We start from the raw sequence: 15,768 nt of genomic DNA, 5'->3' as shown, positions 1-15,768 counted from the left end.
CCGGCCACAAACGCAAGATCCGTGCGTTAACGTGGTGCGGTGAGCAAGAACGAGATGAGCGACCAGGCAGAGGCGTCCCGCCGTCCGGGCGGCCGGTCCGCGCGGGTCCGCGCCGATGTCCTGCGGTCGACCCTGGAAGCGCTCGCCGAGAACGGCGCGAGCGGTTTGACGGTGAGTGAGATCGCCCGCCGGTCGGGCGTCCACGCCACCTCGATCCAGCGGCGCTGGGGCACGCTGCAGAACCTGACCCTGGACGCACTGCTGACCTACAGCCAGGAACAACTACCGGTCCCCGACACCGGAAACCTCCGCGACGACATGATCGCGCTGGCCCGACTGATCGCGGCCTACCTGAACACCCCGCTGGGCGCCGCACTGGCCCATGCGATGGCGTCGGTCGAGGAAGATTCCCAACTGGCCGAGAACCGCGCCCAGTTCTGGCAGACCCGCTACGACGTCACCCGAGTCATCGTCGACCGCGCCATCGACCGCCACGAGCTGCCAGCCGACACCGATCACCAGCTCGCCCTCGAACTGCTCGTCGCACCACTGCACTTCAGGGCACTGCTCATCCGGCAACCCATCGAGGAGGACTGGATCGAGCGGGTGGTCGACACGCTCCTGCGCGGGTTGGCCGGATAGGTGCGGCACGACAAGGCCGGAGCCACGACAGCCCCGGTAGGGCGCACGACTCCGAGGCCGGGGCGTCCGGGCGTGCTCGATGGTCTTCGCTCACCAGGACCGGTGGAGCAATGGTCTGTTAGTCGGTGGGTCCGGGCTGTGGGGTGGGTGGCCGTATCGGTGACGGTGTGGTGGTCCAGCAGGACCGGCCGATCTTCCTCCACAGCGACCGGGCCATCGTCGAGGCCGTCCAACGCATCGCCTCGGCCCGCGGCGTGTCCATGGCGCAGATCGCCATGGCCTGGGTGCTGAAGAACCCGGTAGTCTCCGCCCCGATCGTGGGCGCGACCAAGCCGCATCACCTCGCCAACGCCGTCGCCGCGCTCGACATCGAGCTCACCGCCGAGGAGATCGACTCCCTCGAAGAGCCCTACGTCACGCGCCGGCCCACCTTCTTCTGACTCCGCGGAAGGCGATCATCCCGATGGCGGCGAGCGCTCCCACGAGACCGGCCTCGCCCACGGCGGCACCTGTGACGCCACCGCGTCACGAGCGTCATTTCAGCAATCAGGACATCGCCCGCAACGCCCACACCGCACACAATGTGGACGCACAAAACCGCAGGTCAGGCGCTCTTCGCCACCGGCTCCAGAATCGCCACGCACTCCACATGATGAGTCATAGGAAACAGATCGAACGCCCGAAGCGTCCGCACCCGATACCCCCCGTCCCGGAAGTACGCCAAGTCCCGCGCCAGCGCAGCCGGATCGCAGGCCACGTACGCGATCTTCCGCGCCCCCAGCGACGACAGGTGCTCCACGGTCTTCTTGCCGGCCCCGGCCCGCGGCGGATCAAGGACGATCAGGTCGACCTCACTGATCCCGGTGCGCGGAAGCACACTCTCGACCTTGCCCTGCTCGATCCGCACCCGCTCGAACCCGGCGAGATTGTGCCGCGCGTCCTCGACCGCGCGCTTGCCGGACTCGATGCCGAGGACCGCGCCCTTGTCGCCGAGGCGGTCGGCGAGCGCGCCCGCGAAGAGGCCGACGCCGCAGTACAGGTCGAGGGCCATGTCGCCCTTGCGCGGGAGCAGGCCCTGCATGACGGCCTTGACGAGGGTGTCGGCGGCCATCGGGTGGACCTGCCAGAAGCCGCCGCTGCCGACCCGGTACGTACGACCGTCGGCCCGCTCGCGCACGAACGCGCGGCCGTGGACGCGGTGGATGCCGCCGTCGTGCTCCTCGACGCGCATGACGGACACCGGGCGGTCCAGCTCGACCAGGGGCAGGCGGGCGCCGGGGCGCGGTTCCAGGATGACCATGCGGTCCTGGGAACCCGTCGCCGCGATCGCCTCGACCGACGCCATGCCGGACCAGTCGCGCTCCTCGATGCCCAGCTCGCTGACGCCCGGCGCCGCGATCATGCAGTGCTCGACCGGCTCGACCTCGTGCGAACGGTGCTTGCGCAGACCGGCGTTGCCGTCGACGTCCACCGCGTACTGCACGCGCGTGCGCCACTGCGGTACCTGCCCCGCGGGCAGCTTGTCGCCCTCGGCCGGCATCACTGTGCCGTCCCAGCCGGCCTCCTCGGGCGTGAGGCCCGCGAGCCGCTGCAACTGCTCGGCGACGACCTCGCCCTTGAGACGACGCTGGGCGCCGGGCTTGGCGTGCTGCCAGTCGCAGCCGCCGCAGCGACCGGGGCCGGCGTAGGGACAGGGCGCCTCGACGCGATCCTTGGACTCCTCCAGGATCGTCACCGCATCGGCACGCAGGAACCGCGCGCCCTCCTCTCCGTCGGTGACCCGCGCGACGACACGCTCACCGGGCAGCGCGTGCCGGACGAACAGCACCTGGCCCTCGGACGTACGGGCGATGCAGTGCCCGCCATGGGCGACGGGGCCCACCTCGACCTCGTACTCCTCCCCCACCAGCGATTTCTTCGGTTCTGCCTGCATGGCGGGGTGACTCCAGATGCGAAAGGGGGCGAGCGAAAGGGCACGCGAAGGGCAACGGCCGGACAACAGCCCACCAGTCTACGTGGACCCCGCCCGACCGCTCACCACAAAGCCGTCCCAGCTGATCCCAGCCGGTCCCGGCTACAGCTTGGACTTCGGAGATTCGGTGTGCCGCTCTTCCGCAGGCCCCCGCCGCACCGCACCCGGCGCACTCCACTCGCTCCGCTTCCGCGCCCGGTTCTTCGCCGCCTCGGAGGACTCCAGCTGATACGGCACCGACGTCACCATCACGCCCGGCGTGAACAGCAGCCGGCCCTTGAGCCGGAGCGCGCTCTGGTTGTGGAGAAGGTGCTCGTACCAGTGGCCGACCACGTACTCGGGGATGATCACGGACACCGCGTCCCGCGGCGACTCCTTCCGCAGCCCCTTCACGTACTCGATGATCGGCCGGGTGATCTCCCGGTACGGCGAGTCGAGGACCTTCAGCGGTACGTCGATGCCGCGCCGCTCCCACTCCTCGCGCAACGCCTTGGTCTCCGCCGGGTCCACGTTGACGCTGAGCGCCTCCAGGGTGTCCGAGCGCATCAGCTTGGCGTAGGCCAGGGCCCGCAGCGCCGGGCGGTGGATCTTGGAGATCAGGACGACCGAGTGGACGCGGGACGGGCGGAGGCTGTCGTCGCTCGGGCCCTCGGGGGCGGCGATCTCCTCGGCGACCCGGTCGTAGTGCTTACGGATCGCCGTCATCGTCGCGTAGAAGATGCACATGCCGAGCAGCGCCACCCAGGCGCCGTGCGTGAACTTCGTGACGAGGACGACGACCAGCACCAGGCCGGTGAAGAAGGCGCCGAACGTGTTGATGGCCCGGGAGCGGACCATGTGGCGGCGCTTGGCCGGGTCCTTCTCGGTGGCCAGGTGGCGGTTCCAGTGCCGGACCATGCCGGTCTGGCTGAGGGTGAACGACACGAACACGCCCACGATGTACAGCTGGATCAGCCGGGTCGAGTCGGCGCCGTAGATCGCTATCAGCAGCGTGGCCGTGCCGGCGAGCAGGACGATGCCGTTGGAGAAGGCCAGGCGGTCGCCCCGGGTGTGCAGCTGGCGCGGGAGGTAGCGGTCCTGGGCGAGGATCGAGCCGAGGAGGGGGAAGCCGTTGTACGCCGTGTTGGCGGCCAGGAACAGGACCAGCGCGGTGGCCGCGGCGAGCACGACGAACAGGAAGCTGCCCTTGCCGAACACGGCCTCGGCGACCTGGGAGATCACCGGGTTCTGGACATAGCCGGAGCCGATCGCGACGCCGTTGTGGAGGAGGTCGGTGGCGGGATTCTCGGCCATCCGGACCTTGGTCGTCATGGCCAGCGCGATGATCCCGCAGAACATGGTGACGGCCAGGATGCCCATCGCGGCGAGGGTGGTCGCCGCGTTCTTCGACTTGGGCTTGCGGAAGGCCGGGACGCCGTTCGAGATCGCCTCGACACCGGTGAGGGCCGCACAGCCGGAGGAGAAGGCGCGCAGCATCAGGAAGACGAGCGCGAAGCCCGCGAGGCCCTGGTGCTCGGCCTTGATGTGGTAGGCGGCGGTCGGCGCGCGCATGGTGTCGCCGAGGACGAGTCCGCGGAAGGCACCCCACGCGATCATCACGAAGACGCCCGCGACGAAGACGTACGTCGGGATCGCGAACAGCGAGCCGGACTCCTTCACCCCGCGCAGGTTCATCAGCGTGAGGAGGACCACGACCGCGACCGCGCAGATCACCTTGTGCTCGACCACGAACGGGATCGCGGAGCCGAGGTTCTCGATGCCGGAGGCGATCGAGACGGCGACCGTGAGGACGTAGTCGACGAGCAGGGCGCTGGCGACGGTGAGGCCGGCCTTGGGGCCGAGGTTGGTGGTGGCCACCTCGTAGTCGCCGCCACCGCTCGGGTAGGCGTGCACGTTCTGACGGTAGGAGGCGACCACGGTGAACATCAGCACGACGACCGCGAGCGCGATCCAGGGGCTGAAGTGGTACGCCGACACGCCCGCGATGGAGAGGACCAGCAGCACCTCGCCGGGCGCGTAGGCCACGGAGGACAGCGGGTCGGAAGCGAAGACGGGGAGTGCGATGCGCTTCGGCAGGAGCGTTTCGCCCAACCGGTCGCTGCGCAGTGCGCGCCCGATGAGGATGCGCTTGGGCACGTCGGTCAGTTTGGACACAACAGAGGATCGTAGGCCTTCGAACAGGCGATCCTCCACTCGCCACCGCCTTGACCCCTGTCATCTGCCTCACGGGTGAAATCGATGACGAGTGGAGTTGCGGATTCCGTCGGGAGTGGCGACTCCGTGTCTATATGACAAAACCCCGCTCCCGCCCGCCTCCTGGAGGTTCCATGCCCACGACCGCAGAGCTGATCGGCGCCCTCGCCGCCCTGGCCGGCCTCGGAATCCTCACCCTGGCCAGCGTGCGCAGCATCGGACGCCGGTGACGCACAGGGGTGCCCCGGAAGGACCGGACGTGTGTACTTTGGCCTCGGTCTGAGACCCTGATGGGGCTGAGCATTGATTTCAGGACACCGGAAGGACGGTCGTGCACATCGTCATCATGGGCTGCGGCAGAGTGGGTTCCGCTCTCGCCCAGACCCTGGAGCAACAGGGGCACACGGTCGCCGTGATCGACCAGGACCCCACCGCCTTCCGCAGGCTGGGCCCCGGATTCGGCGGCCGCCGGGTCACCGGGGTCGGCTTCGACCAGGACACCCTCCGCGAAGCGGGCATCGAGGAGGCGGGCGCGTTCGCGGCCGTCTCCAGCGGTGACAACTCGAACATCATCTCCGCGCGCGTGGCCCGCGAGATGTTCGGCGTGGAGAACGTAGCGGCCCGAATCTACGACCCCCGCCGCGCCGAGGTGTACCAGCGCCTGGGCATCCCCACGGTGGCCACGGTCCGCTGGACCGCCGACCAGATGCTGCGCCGGCTGCTGCCCTCGGGCGCGGAGCCGCTGTGGCGGGACCCCACCGGCGGGGTCCAGCTGGCCGAGGTGCACGCCTCGGCGGCCTGGGTCGGCCAGCGGATCAGCAAGCTGCAGGAGGAGACGGGCGTCCGCGTGGCGTTCCTCACCCGGCTCGGCGAGGCGATGCTGCCCTCTTCGCAGACCGTGTTGCAGGAGGGCGACCTCGTGCACGTGATGATGCGTACGGACGAGGTCGACAAGGTCGAGGCGGCGTTCGCCAAGGGTCCCGAAGAGGAGGGCGGTCACTGATGAGGGTCGCCATTGCCGGAGCCGGCGCGGTCGGACGTTCGATCGCCGGAGAGCTCCTGGAGAACGGTCACGAGATCCTTCTCATCGACAAGGCCCCGACCGCGATCTCGGTCGAACGGGTCCCCCAGGCGGAGTGGCTGCTGGCCGACGCCTGCGAGATCACGTCCCTGGACGAGGCGGCGCTGCAGCGCTGCAACGTCGTGATCGCCGCGACGGGCGACGACAAGGTCAACCTCGTCGTCTCCCTCCTCGCCAAGACGGAGTACGGCGTCCCGCGCGTCGTCGCCCGCGTCAACAACCCCAAGAACGAATGGCTCTTCAACGAGTCCTGGGGCGTCGACGTGGCCGTCTCCACCCCCCGCCTGATGTCGGCCCTGGTCGAGGAGGCGGTGTCGGTCGGCGACCTGGTCCGCCTCCTCCGCTTCAGCCACGGCGACGCGAACCTGGTGGAACTGACGCTGCCGGAGGAGTCGGCCCTGGCCGGCACCCAGGTCGGCGACGTGGAGTGGCCCGAGGACACGTCCTTGGTCACGATCATCCGCGGCACGCGTGTGCTGACCCCGTCCCGCGAGGACTCCCTGGAGGCGGGCGACGAGCTGCTGTTCGTGGCGGCTCAGGCACGCGAGGAGCAGCTGGAGGATCTGCTGTCGGTACGCCGGGAGGACGCGGCGAGCTGATTCGCCTTACGTCTACGACGTGGAAGGGCGCCCTGAGATCTCAGGGCGCCCTTCCAGGTTCACTTCTCAGTTGCCAGTAAACGGGTGGCTGGGTGGGCATAGGCTCCGGGGGTCTGGGGGCAGAGCCCCCAGGGACGCTCACCGCGACGAACGGTCACCCATCACGCCGGTGTCGCGCACCGACCTCCCCGGCCCCGGCGGCAGCCTTGCGTTCCTTCTCGGCCTGCTCCTCCGCCTCCATCTCCGCGAACACGTCGATCGGCGCGGGCGCCTTCGCCAGGAAGACCCACGTCAGCCAGACGGCAAGCAGGAACGGCGGGATCTTCAACGCGACCAGGACCCAGCCGAGTTGGGCGGTGTTGGCCCACCAGTAGAGCGGGAAGAGGATCGCGCACTTGGCGAGCAGGATCAGGCCCCAGGCCCAACTGGCCTTGGCGTACGCCTTCTTGCGGCCGGGGTTGCGGGTCCGCCAGGAGAGGTTCTCCTTGAAGACCGGGCCCAGGATCAGGCCGATCAACGGAACGCCCGCGAGCGTCGTGATGATGTACGCGAGTGCGAGCCCCAACGTGTAGAGCATGCCGGGGAGATAGAAGTTCTTGGCGTTGCCCGTCATCATCGCGAAGACGACACCGAAGGCGACGCCGAAGACACCGCTGAAGGCGTGCTTGACGGTGTCCCGGGTCACCAGCCGGACCACGACCAGAACGAGCGACACGGCAAGGGCGGCGATCGCCGACCAGTGCAGGTTCTTGTTGATCGTGAAGATGGTGACGAAGAGGAGGCCGGGCAGGACCGTTTCGATCATGCCGCGCAGCCCGCCGAACGCCTCGAAGAGGGCCGCCTCGGTCACCGCCCGGACGTCCTGCTCGGTGTCTTCGGCGTCCACGGTCTCTGTGGTCGGCTTGTCGAGCGACGTCACCGGCTACTCCCGTCCGAGGGGTCTCAGTTCGTATTTCGGGTTGAAGAGCACCCGGCGGCCTCTGCTCATCGAGATCCGGCCGGACGCGATCAGCTTGCGCCCCGGTTCTATCCCCACGATGGAGCGCCTGCCGAGCCACACCACGTCCAGGGCGGCGGAGCCGTCGAACAGTTCGGCCTCCAGGGCCGGGACTCCGGCCCGGGGGCGCAGCGTGACCGTGCGCAAGGTACCAGTAACCGTCACGATCTGTCGGTCGTGGCAGTCGCCGATGCGCACACAGCCCTCTGTCTCGGCGTCCTCACGCAGCTCCTCGGACTCCAGGTCCTCCTGCGAGGTGGAGAGCCGGTCGAGCATGCGCCGGAACCGGCCCGCCTGCTTTTCGGAACGAGGAACAGCGCTCATATCTGAAGCGTACCGGGGTCCACTGACAGCAACGTACCCACGGCGCTAGCGCTCGAACCGGTAGCCCATTCCGGGCTCCGTGATGAAGTGCCGGGGATGCGCGGGGTCCGTCTCCAGCTTGCGTCGCAGCTGTGCCATGTAGACGCGGAGGTAGTTCGTCTCGGTCCCGTACGACGGCCCCCACACCTCCTGGAGCAGCTGTTTCTGGCTGACCAGCCGCCCGGTGTTGCGCACCAGCACCTCCAGCAGATGCCACTCCGTGGGGGTCAGCCGTACGTCCCGCCCGTCCCGCTGGACCTTCTTGGCGGCCAGGTCGACGGTGAACTCCTCGGTCTCGACCAGGACGTCGTCCTCGCCGCCCCCGGTGGGCTCGGCGCGGCGCACGGCGGCCCGCAGCCGGGCCAGCAGCTCGTCCATGCCGAAGGGCTTGGTGACGTAGTCGTCGGCGCCCGCGTCCAGTGCCTCGACCTTCTCGTCGGAGGAGTGCCGGGCGGACAGCACCAGGATCGGCACCCGGGTCCACCCCCGCAGGCCCCTGATCACCTCGACGCCGTCCATGTCGGGCAGCCCCAGGTCGAGGACGACCACGTCGGGGTGGCGGGAGGCGGCGAGATCGAGGGCGGTCTTGCCGTCGGCGGCCGCGTCGACCTCGTACTTCCGCGCCTTGAGGTTGATCACGAGGGCCCGCACGATCTGCGGCTCATCCTCGACCACGAGGACCCTGGTCATGAGGCCTGCCTTTCCGGTTGTACGTCTTTCACGTCGTGCCCGTCATGCGCGTCTTCTACGACGCCCTTCGCCGCGCGGAGCGTCAGGACCATGGTGAGGCCGCCGCCGGGCGTGTCCTCGGCGTTCAGGGTGCCGTTCATGGCCTCGGTGAAGCCGCGCGCCACGGCGAGCCCGAGTCCCACTCCGGCGCCGCGCGGGGCGTCGCCGTAGCGCTGAAAGGGCTCGAAGATGCGGTCCTTGGCCTCGTCCGGGACTCCCGGGCCGCGGTCGACCACCCGCACCTCGACGCGGTCGGCGATGGCGCTGGCGGACACCAGGACGGGTCTGTCGGGCGGGCTGTACTTGACCGCGTTCTCCACGAGGTTGGCCACCGCCCGCTCCAGGAGCCCGGGGTCGACGGCCACCATGGGCAGCGTCTCCGGGATGTCGAGTTCGGCGCTGCCCTCGGGGACCCCGCCGAGCGCCATCGGCACCACCTCGTCGAGGTCTATCTCGCGGATGATCGGCGTGACCGTGCCGGTCTGGAGGCGGGACATGTCGAGCAGGTTGCCCACGAGATGGTCGAGCCGGTCGGCGCCGTCCTCGATGCCCTCCAGCAGCTCGGCCTGGTCCTCCTCGGACCACGCCACGTCGTCGGAGCGCAGGGAGGAGACAGCCGCCTTGATGCCGGCCAGCGGGGTCCGCAGATCGTGGCTCACGGCCGCCAGGAGGGCCGTACGGATGCGGTTGCCCTCGGCGAGCGCACGGGCCTGGTCGGCCTCCTCACGCAGGCGCCTGCGGTCCAGTACGACGGCTGCCTGGGCGGCGAAGGCGGCCAGGACACGGCGGTCGGAGGCGGGCAGGACACGGCCGGTCAGCGCGAGGGCCATGTGGTCGCCGACCGGCATGTCCACATCGCCGTCCTCGGGGCGCTCCAGCGGCGCCCCCACGCCCACGCGTCCGGCGCAGGTCCAAGGCTCCACGTCGCTCTTGCGCTCCAACAGGGCCACCGACTCCATGCCGAAGGTCTCCCGGACCCGCTCCAGAAGCGCCTCGAGGCTGGTCTCGCCGCGCAGCACGCTGCCCGCGAGGAAGGACAGGATCTCGGACTCGGCGCGCAGTCTGGCGGCCTGCTGGGTGCGTCGTGCGGCGAGGTCCACCACGGAGGCCACGGACACGGCGACGCCGACGAAGATCGCGATGGCGACGATGTTCTTGGGGTCGGCGATGGTCAGTCGGTGCAGCGGGGGCGTGTAGTAGTAGTTCAGCAGGAACGACCCGACGGCCGCCGAGACCAGCGCCGGCAGCAGCCCGCCGAGCAGCGCCGCCGCCACCGTCAGGGACAGGAACAGGAGCATGTCGTTGGCGAGGCCGAGATGGATCGCGTTCAGCAGGATCGCGAGCCCGACCGGCCCGACCACACCGACCACCCACCCCGAGACGATCCGGGCCCGCCCGAGCCGCGCGCCCCGGGACACGGGCAGTCCGCGCCCTTTGGCGGCCTCCTCGTGGGTGACGATGTGGACGTCCAGGTCAGGGCCCGATTCCCGGGCGACCGTGGCTCCCACCCCCGGCCCGAAGACGTACTGCCAGGTCTTGCGGCGCGAGGAGCCGAGGACGATCTGGGTGGCGTTGACCCCGCGCGCGAAGTCGAGCAGCGCGGCCGGGATGTCGTCGCCGACGACGTGGTGGAAGGTGCCGCCGAGGTCCTCGGCGAGGGTGCGCTGGAGGGCGAGTTCCTTCGGGGAGGCCGAGGTCAGGCCGTCGCTGCGGGAGATGTAGACGGCCAGCACCTCACCGCCGGCCCCCTTCTCGGCGAGCCGGGCGGCCCGCCGTATCAGCGTCCGTCCTTCCGGGCCGCCGGTCAGCCCTACGACGATCCGCTCGCGTGAACCCCAGATCGCGGAGACGTGGTGTTCGCTGCGGTACTCCTGGAGGTACTCGTCGACCCGGTCGGCCACCCACAGCAGCGCCAACTCCCGCAGGGCGGTGAGGTTTCCGGGCCGGAAGTAGTTCGAGAGGGCCGCGTCGACCTTGTCGGGCTTGTAGATGTTGCCGTGCGCCATGCGACGGCGCAGGGCCTGTGGCGACATGTCGACGAGTTCGATCTGGTCGGCCCGGCGGACGACTTCGTCGGGCACGGTCTCCTGCTGCCGCACCCCGGTGATCGACTCGACGACGTCGCCGAGCGACTCCAGGTGCTGGATGTTGACGGTCGACACCACGTCGATGCCGGCGGCCAGCAGCTCCTCGATGTCCTGCCAGCGCTTGGTGTTGCGGGAACCGGGGATGTTGGTGTGGGCGAGTTCGTCCACCAGGGCGACGGCGGGGGCTCGGCGCAGGACGGCGTCGACGTCCATCTCGGTGAAGACGGTCCCCCGGTAGGCCAGCTCCGCGCGCGGGACCTGCTCCAGACCGTGCAGCATCACCTCGGTGCGGGCCCGGCCGTGATGCTCCACGAAGGCGACCACGCAGTCCGTGCCCCGCTCCACCCTGCGGTGGGCCTCGGACAGCATGGCGTACGTCTTGCCGACGCCCGGTGCCGCACCGAGGTAGATCCGAAGCTTGCCGCGTCCCATGGCCCCATTGTCTTCCCGTCACAGCTGTGCACGCAGCGTCGACTTTACGGCCAATAAGTCCGACAAATGGGGTGGTGAGGGTGGCCGGGGTCGTCTTTGACACAACCCTGATGCCGCTACGGCACCGTCGTGTCCTCAGTGCTCGACGATCTCCCCGTCGCTCAGCTCCAGCACCCGGTCGGCCAGGTCGAGGAGGGTCGTGTCGTGGGTGGCGACCAGGGCGGTGACGTTCTCGCTGCGGACGACGGCCCGCAGGAGTTCCATGACGGCGAGGCCGGTCTCCGCGTCGAGCTGGCCGGTCGGCTCGTCGGCGACGAGGAGGGCGGGGTTGTTGGCGAGGGCGCGGGCGATGGCGACCCGTTGCTGCTGGCCGCCGGAGAGTTCGCCGGGGCGCTGTGCCGTGTGGTCGGCGAGGCCGACGAGGGAGAGCAGCAGCGCGACGCGTTCCTCGCGCTCGCGCGGGTCGGCCCGGCGCAGCCGCAGGGGCACGCCGACGTTTTCGGCGGCGGTGAGGATCGGGATGAGCCCGAAGGACTGGAAGACGAACCCGATCCGGTCCCGGCGCAGTTCGAGCAGCCCGGTCTCGCCGAGTCCGGCGAGCTCCTGCCCGGCCACGGTGACCCGGCCCCCGTCCGGCACGTCGAGACCGCCGACGATGTTCAGGAGGGTGGTCTTCCCGGACCCGGAGCGCCCCTTGAGGGCGACCAGTTCCCCGCGTGCCACCTCGAAGGAGACCCCTCGCAGCGCGTGCACGGCGGCGGCTCCGTGGCCGTAGGACCTGTGGACGTTCTCGACTCGGACCATGGTGTCGGTCGCGACCTGGCTCATCTGTGCCCCTCCCCGGGTCCCCCGTGGACCGGGCGCCAGTATCGCCACCGGGCGCCCGGTCGGACAACGGTTCAGTTGGGGTTGTCGCCGTGCGTGAGGGTCTCCCAGGCCACGAAGAGGTTGTTGCTGCCGGCCGGGCGGTTGTTGAGGGTGAGCGTCTGGGTGTTGGTCATGGCGATGCCCAGACGGTTGTGCAGGGCGTTGTAGCCGACCTCGGTGACCGGTCCGAGGCCGAGGGTCAGCGACCCGCCGCACAGCCAGCTCGGTACGGCCTCCCCCAGCTGGTACTTGGACTGGAAGCCGAGCGCCTGACGCAGCCGCTCGCCGACGTCGGTGCCGTACAGGTCGGTGCCCTGGATGCGGCTGGTCTCGGCGACGTGCGAGATCGCGGAGAGGCCGTACCCGGTGTGCGTGAAGTCTCGGCACGTCTCCTGGGTGAGCCCGGTGACGAAGGTCGACTGGCCCTGCCAGTAACTGACGATCTTCGCCGTGGTGTTGAGGTTCTGGCTCGGCACGGTCTTCGGTACGGAACCGTCCGAGGCGAGGTAGATGTACGCGGCCGTGCGCGTCCGGAAGATCGCCATGGCCTTGTCGTACGACGTCTTGTCCTCGAGGAAGACGGAGATGCCGACGGCGGCGTCCATCATCGACAGTTCCCAGTTCCCGTTGGAATTGGAGCCGTTGATGATCTCGGGCAGGTACACGTTGCGCAGCATGGTCGCGAAGCGGGCCGAGTTGGTCCACGTCCCGGTGTACGTGTACTTGATGATCTCGGCGGCCTTGGGCCAGGAGGAGCCGGCCCAGCCGGTCTGCAGGGGCGCGTTGCTGTTGGTGTGGCTGGTGATCGTGGCCGACCAGGCGTCCATGATCTCGATGGCCTTCTGGGCGTAGCGAGCGTCCTTGGTGATGTACCAGGCGAGCGCGTCCGTGTAGGCCGCTATCGCGTCCTCGCGCTCGTCGGTGCAGCCGTAGTTGGGGTTGGAGTACGAGCCGCACTCGACGACGGCTCTGGGCTTCGGGGTCCGGCTCAGACTGGCGTAGGAGCTGGCCATCATCTGGTCGTAGGCGCCCTTCCAGGGCTGGGCGCCGGCGAGGACCTCGGTGCGGGCGAAGTCCAACTGACTCCGGGAGACGTCGACTCCGGGGTGGACGAAGGTGGCGGGGGCCGCCTGGGCGGCGGTGCCGGGCTGGGCGAAGAAGCCCAGGACCAGTGCGGTGACGACGGAGAGCAGGGCAGCGCGACGCACGGTGACTCCGTTCTCGTATATGAACAAAGAGCACCCTGATGAACATGGGCGTTGAGCCGAGACCATAGGTACAGACCAATAAGCCGTCAAGAGTGCGCGCACGACGAAGGGCCGCACCCCGGGAGGGGTACGACCCTTTCGTGTCTGTCTGTTCCGGCTAGCGGACCTCGGTGATCTCCGGTCCGCGCTGCAACTGGCCCATGCCGCCGGAGAAGCGGGAACCCGCCTCCTCCTGCTGGACGCCCTCGGGAACCATCTGGGCGTCGTTCGGCAGCTTCAGGACGATCGGGTCGCGGGGCGCCATCGGGCCCTCGCCGCGCACAACGACCGTGTCCCGGAAGATCTGTTCGAGCAGACCGGCCGCCTGCGGCTGCACCGCGCCCTGCCCGGAGATCACCCCGCGCAGGAACCAGCGCGAACCGTCCACACCGACGAACCGCACCACCTGGAAACCGCCCGTGCCGTCCGGCAGCTGCACCGGGACCTGCGCGCGCAGCTCCCAGCCCAGCGGGCCCTCGACCTCGTCGACGATTCCGCCCTGCTGGGTGATGCCGCTGGCGATCTCCTCGCGGACCTCACCCCAGATGCCCTCGCGCTTGGGGGCGGCGAAGGCCTGCAACTGGATGGCACTGTCCTTGAGGACCACGGTGGCGGCGACGATCGCGTCACCCGCGACCTCGACCCGCAGCTCCATGCCGTCGACTCCCGGCACGAACAGACCGCCCAGGTCCACCCGGCCCTCGGCGGGGTCGCCGATCTCCGAGTCGTCCCAGGGTCCGTCGGGGCGTGGCTCCGGCTCGAGCTTCACGCGCTCGACCGCGGCTTCGTCCGCCTCAGTGTCGACGTCGTCGACGACCTGCTCGGCCTCGCTCGCCGCGTCCTCGGCGGCAGTGCCCTTCTTGCGACGTCCGAACACGTCACTGTCCTTCCCGGTCGGATACGACCGAAGCGTATCGATTCCCACCCGTTGTGCCGCCCACGGCGGCGTGACCGCCGGTGGACCCGAAGCCCCCCTCGGCCCGCGCCGAGTCGGGAAGCTCCGCGACCTCCTGGAAGCGGACCCTCTCGACCTGCTGGACGACCAGCTGGGCGATCCGGTCGAAGCGCTCGAACCGTACCGACTCGTACGGGTCGAGATTCACCACGATCACCTTGATCTCCCCACGGTACCCGGCATCAACCGTCCCCGGGGCATTCACGAGGGCGACACCGCACCGGGCGGCGAGCCCCGAACGAGGGTGCACGAAGGCCGCGTACCCCTCCGGGAGAGCGACAGACACCCCCGTGGGCAGTACGGCCCGTTCACCCGGCTTCAGTTCCCGGCTCTCGGTGGTCCGCAGATCGGCTCCCGCGTCACCGGGGTGCTCGTACGACGGAAGCGGTACGTCGGGGTCGACGCGCCGGATCAGCACACCGAGCTCTTGACGGGGTTCACGGCTCACGGGTTCACCTCGAAGGCACGGGTACGCCGGACCTGGTCCGGGTCGTCCATGGCGGCCCGGATCTCCTGCGGGCGGCCGTTGTCGATGAAGTGGTCGACCTTCACCTCGATGAACAGGGCGTCCGCACGCACCGCCACGGGCCCGTCGGGAGCGCCGATGCGTCCGATGGCGGTCGAGTAGATCTTCCGACCGGCCACGGCCGTCACCTCGGCCTGCAGGTACAGCACGGTGTCCACGGGCACGGGCCGGACGAAGTCGGTCTCCAGGCGCCCGGTCACCGCGATCGTCCGCAGCAGCCAGTTCAGCGAACCGAGGGTCTCGTCCAGCGCGCTGGCGAGCACACCGCCGTGCGCGAGGCCCGGGGCACCCTGGTGGGCGGCCCGCACGGTGAACTCGGCGGTGATCGTCACGCCCTCACCGGCCCGCGCCTCCAGATGCAGCCCGTGCGGCTGGTCGCCGCCACACCCGAAACACTGTTCGTAGTGCGCACCGAGCAGCTCACCCGGCGCGGGCGCGTCAGGGTGCCGCACCGGTTTCACGGCGTCGGACGGAGGCTTAAGAGCTGGAGAAGTACCACTCACAGGCGCAGACCTTACCCGCCCGCCCGTCACCCACCGCCACCCTGCCTGACAGCGCTGCGCGCTGGCCCCCCTGGTCCCGGTACGTTCCCGACACCGTGCCAAGCTTGGCTCCATGCAGCTTTCCGCCTCCCCCTACGACGAGCGCCTCACCGCACCCCGTTCGTGGTGGTTCATCTCGTTCCTGGTGGGCGTCTCCTTCGCCCTGATCATGCTGCCCTTCGGCACCCTGCCGATGCTCGGCGGCCTGGTCGGCGGCACGGCGGCCGCGTCCGTCATGGCCAGCTCCTACGGCTCGCTCCGCATCCGGATCGTGGGCGACCAGCTGATCGCCGGCGAGGCGAAGGTCCCGGTGGCGGCCCTGGGCGAGGCGGAGATCCTGGACCCGGAGGAGGCGCGCGCCTGGCGCACCTACAAGGCCGACACCCGCGCCTTCCTGCTGCTGCGCTCGTACATCCCCACGGCACTGCGCGTCGAGGTCACCGACCCGGACGACCCGACGCCGTATCTGTACCTGTCGACGCGCGAGCCGGAGCGGCTGGCGGAGGCGCTGAAGGCGGCACGGGCCGGGGTCTAGG

16 protein-coding genes are annotated in these 15,768 nt (G+C 69.7%); 5 read left to right on the top strand and 11 right to left on the bottom strand.

The genetic code is table 11. The annotated features are described in order from the left end of the window. Positions 1 to 39: 39 nt before the first annotated feature. Positions 40 to 642: a TetR-like C-terminal domain-containing protein gene (locus OO70_RS30300; RefSeq protein WP_078651614.1), complete on the top strand. Its 603-nt coding sequence runs from the start codon at positions 40 to 42 to the stop codon at positions 640 to 642. 167 nt (positions 643 to 809) lie between these two features. Beyond that, the gene (locus tag OO70_RS30295; RefSeq protein WP_324604882.1) at positions 810 to 1,082 is read left to right on the top strand and encodes an aldo/keto reductase; all 273 of its coding nucleotides are present in this window, start codon (positions 810 to 812) and stop codon (positions 1,080 to 1,082) included. Positions 1,083 to 1,246: 164 nt separating this feature from the next. Here OO70_RS30295 and OO70_RS30290 read toward each other — a convergent pair whose 3' ends face one another. Then, the gene (locus OO70_RS30290) at positions 1,247 to 2,575 is read right to left on the bottom strand and encodes a class I SAM-dependent RNA methyltransferase (RefSeq protein ID WP_043678061.1); all 1,329 of its coding nucleotides are present in this window, start codon (positions 2,573 to 2,575) and stop codon (positions 1,247 to 1,249) included. Between the two features lie 141 nt (positions 2,576 to 2,716). After that, complete coding sequence (locus OO70_RS30285; protein ID WP_043678058.1) at positions 2,717 to 4,768, bottom strand: APC family permease; 2,052 nt, start codon at positions 4,766 to 4,768, stop codon at positions 2,717 to 2,719. A 370-nt stretch (positions 4,769 to 5,138) separates the two neighbouring features. Between OO70_RS30285 and OO70_RS30280 the strand changes: the two genes are divergently transcribed. After that, the gene (locus tag OO70_RS30280) at positions 5,139 to 5,810 is read left to right on the top strand and encodes a potassium channel family protein (RefSeq protein WP_033283949.1); all 672 of its coding nucleotides are present in this window, start codon (positions 5,139 to 5,141) and stop codon (positions 5,808 to 5,810) included. Continuing rightward, complete coding sequence (locus OO70_RS30275; protein ID WP_019061074.1) at positions 5,810 to 6,487, top strand: potassium channel family protein; 678 nt, start codon at positions 5,810 to 5,812, stop codon at positions 6,485 to 6,487. Before OO70_RS30280 ends, OO70_RS30275 begins: the two co-directional genes overlap by 1 nt. Before the next feature lie 154 nt (positions 6,488 to 6,641). Here the strand turns inward: OO70_RS30275 and OO70_RS30270 are convergent, their stop codons facing one another. The 9 genes from OO70_RS30270 to OO70_RS30230 all read right to left on the bottom strand — a co-directional run bounded on the left by OO70_RS30270 (position 6,642) and on the right by OO70_RS30230 (position 15,193). After that, complete coding sequence (locus tag OO70_RS30270) at positions 6,642 to 7,406, bottom strand: DUF3159 domain-containing protein (RefSeq protein ID WP_043678055.1); 765 nt, start codon at positions 7,404 to 7,406, stop codon at positions 6,642 to 6,644. A gap of 3 nt (positions 7,407 to 7,409) precedes the next feature. Next, the gene (locus OO70_RS30265; protein ID WP_078651612.1) at positions 7,410 to 7,808 is read right to left on the bottom strand and encodes an OB-fold nucleic acid binding domain-containing protein; all 399 of its coding nucleotides are present in this window, start codon (positions 7,806 to 7,808) and stop codon (positions 7,410 to 7,412) included. Positions 7,809 to 7,853: 45 nt separating this feature from the next. Then, positions 7,854 to 8,537 (bottom strand): response regulator, encoded by a 684-nt coding sequence (locus OO70_RS30260; protein WP_043678051.1) that lies wholly within the window; start codon positions 8,535 to 8,537, stop codon positions 7,854 to 7,856. After that, the gene (locus tag OO70_RS30255; protein ID WP_043678050.1) at positions 8,534 to 11,095 is read right to left on the bottom strand and encodes a sensor histidine kinase; all 2,562 of its coding nucleotides are present in this window, start codon (positions 11,093 to 11,095) and stop codon (positions 8,534 to 8,536) included. The genes OO70_RS30260 and OO70_RS30255 overlap by 4 nt, the downstream gene beginning before the upstream one ends. 135 nt (positions 11,096 to 11,230) lie before the next feature. After that, positions 11,231 to 11,923, bottom strand: a complete 693-nt coding sequence (locus tag OO70_RS30250) for an ABC transporter ATP-binding protein (protein ID WP_043678048.1) — start codon at positions 11,921 to 11,923, stop codon at positions 11,231 to 11,233. Positions 11,924 to 11,994: 71 nt separating this feature from the next. Then, the gene (locus tag OO70_RS30245) at positions 11,995 to 13,170 is read right to left on the bottom strand and encodes an alginate lyase family protein (protein WP_234336970.1); all 1,176 of its coding nucleotides are present in this window, start codon (positions 13,168 to 13,170) and stop codon (positions 11,995 to 11,997) included. A 157-nt stretch (positions 13,171 to 13,327) separates the two neighbouring features. Beyond that, entirely contained in the window at positions 13,328 to 14,086 is a 759-nt protein-coding gene (locus OO70_RS30240; protein ID WP_043678046.1) for a DUF3710 domain-containing protein, read from the bottom strand. Position 14,087: 1 nt separating this feature from the next. Then, positions 14,088 to 14,612: a dUTP diphosphatase gene (dut, locus tag OO70_RS30235; RefSeq protein WP_043678043.1), complete on the bottom strand. Its 525-nt coding sequence runs from the start codon at positions 14,610 to 14,612 to the stop codon at positions 14,088 to 14,090. Beyond that, positions 14,609 to 15,193, bottom strand: a complete 585-nt coding sequence (locus OO70_RS30230; protein WP_043678041.1) for a PaaI family thioesterase — start codon at positions 15,191 to 15,193, stop codon at positions 14,609 to 14,611. Before OO70_RS30230 ends, dut begins: the two co-directional genes overlap by 4 nt. A 112-nt stretch (positions 15,194 to 15,305) precedes the next feature. Here OO70_RS30230 and OO70_RS30225 point away from each other — a divergent pair, with 112 nt between their 5' ends. Further along, entirely contained in the window at positions 15,306 to 15,767 is a 462-nt protein-coding gene (locus OO70_RS30225; protein WP_043678038.1) for a DUF3093 domain-containing protein, read from the top strand. The last annotated feature ends 1 nt before the right edge of the window (position 15,768 follow it).

The sequence above is a fragment of the Streptomyces xylophagus genome (assembly GCF_000716435.1).
Lineage (GTDB): Bacteria > Actinomycetota > Actinomycetes > Streptomycetales > Streptomycetaceae > Streptomyces > Streptomyces xylophagus.
The sequence above is the reverse complement of the archived record's forward strand: the minus strand, read 5'-3'. Positions and strand labels throughout refer to the sequence as shown.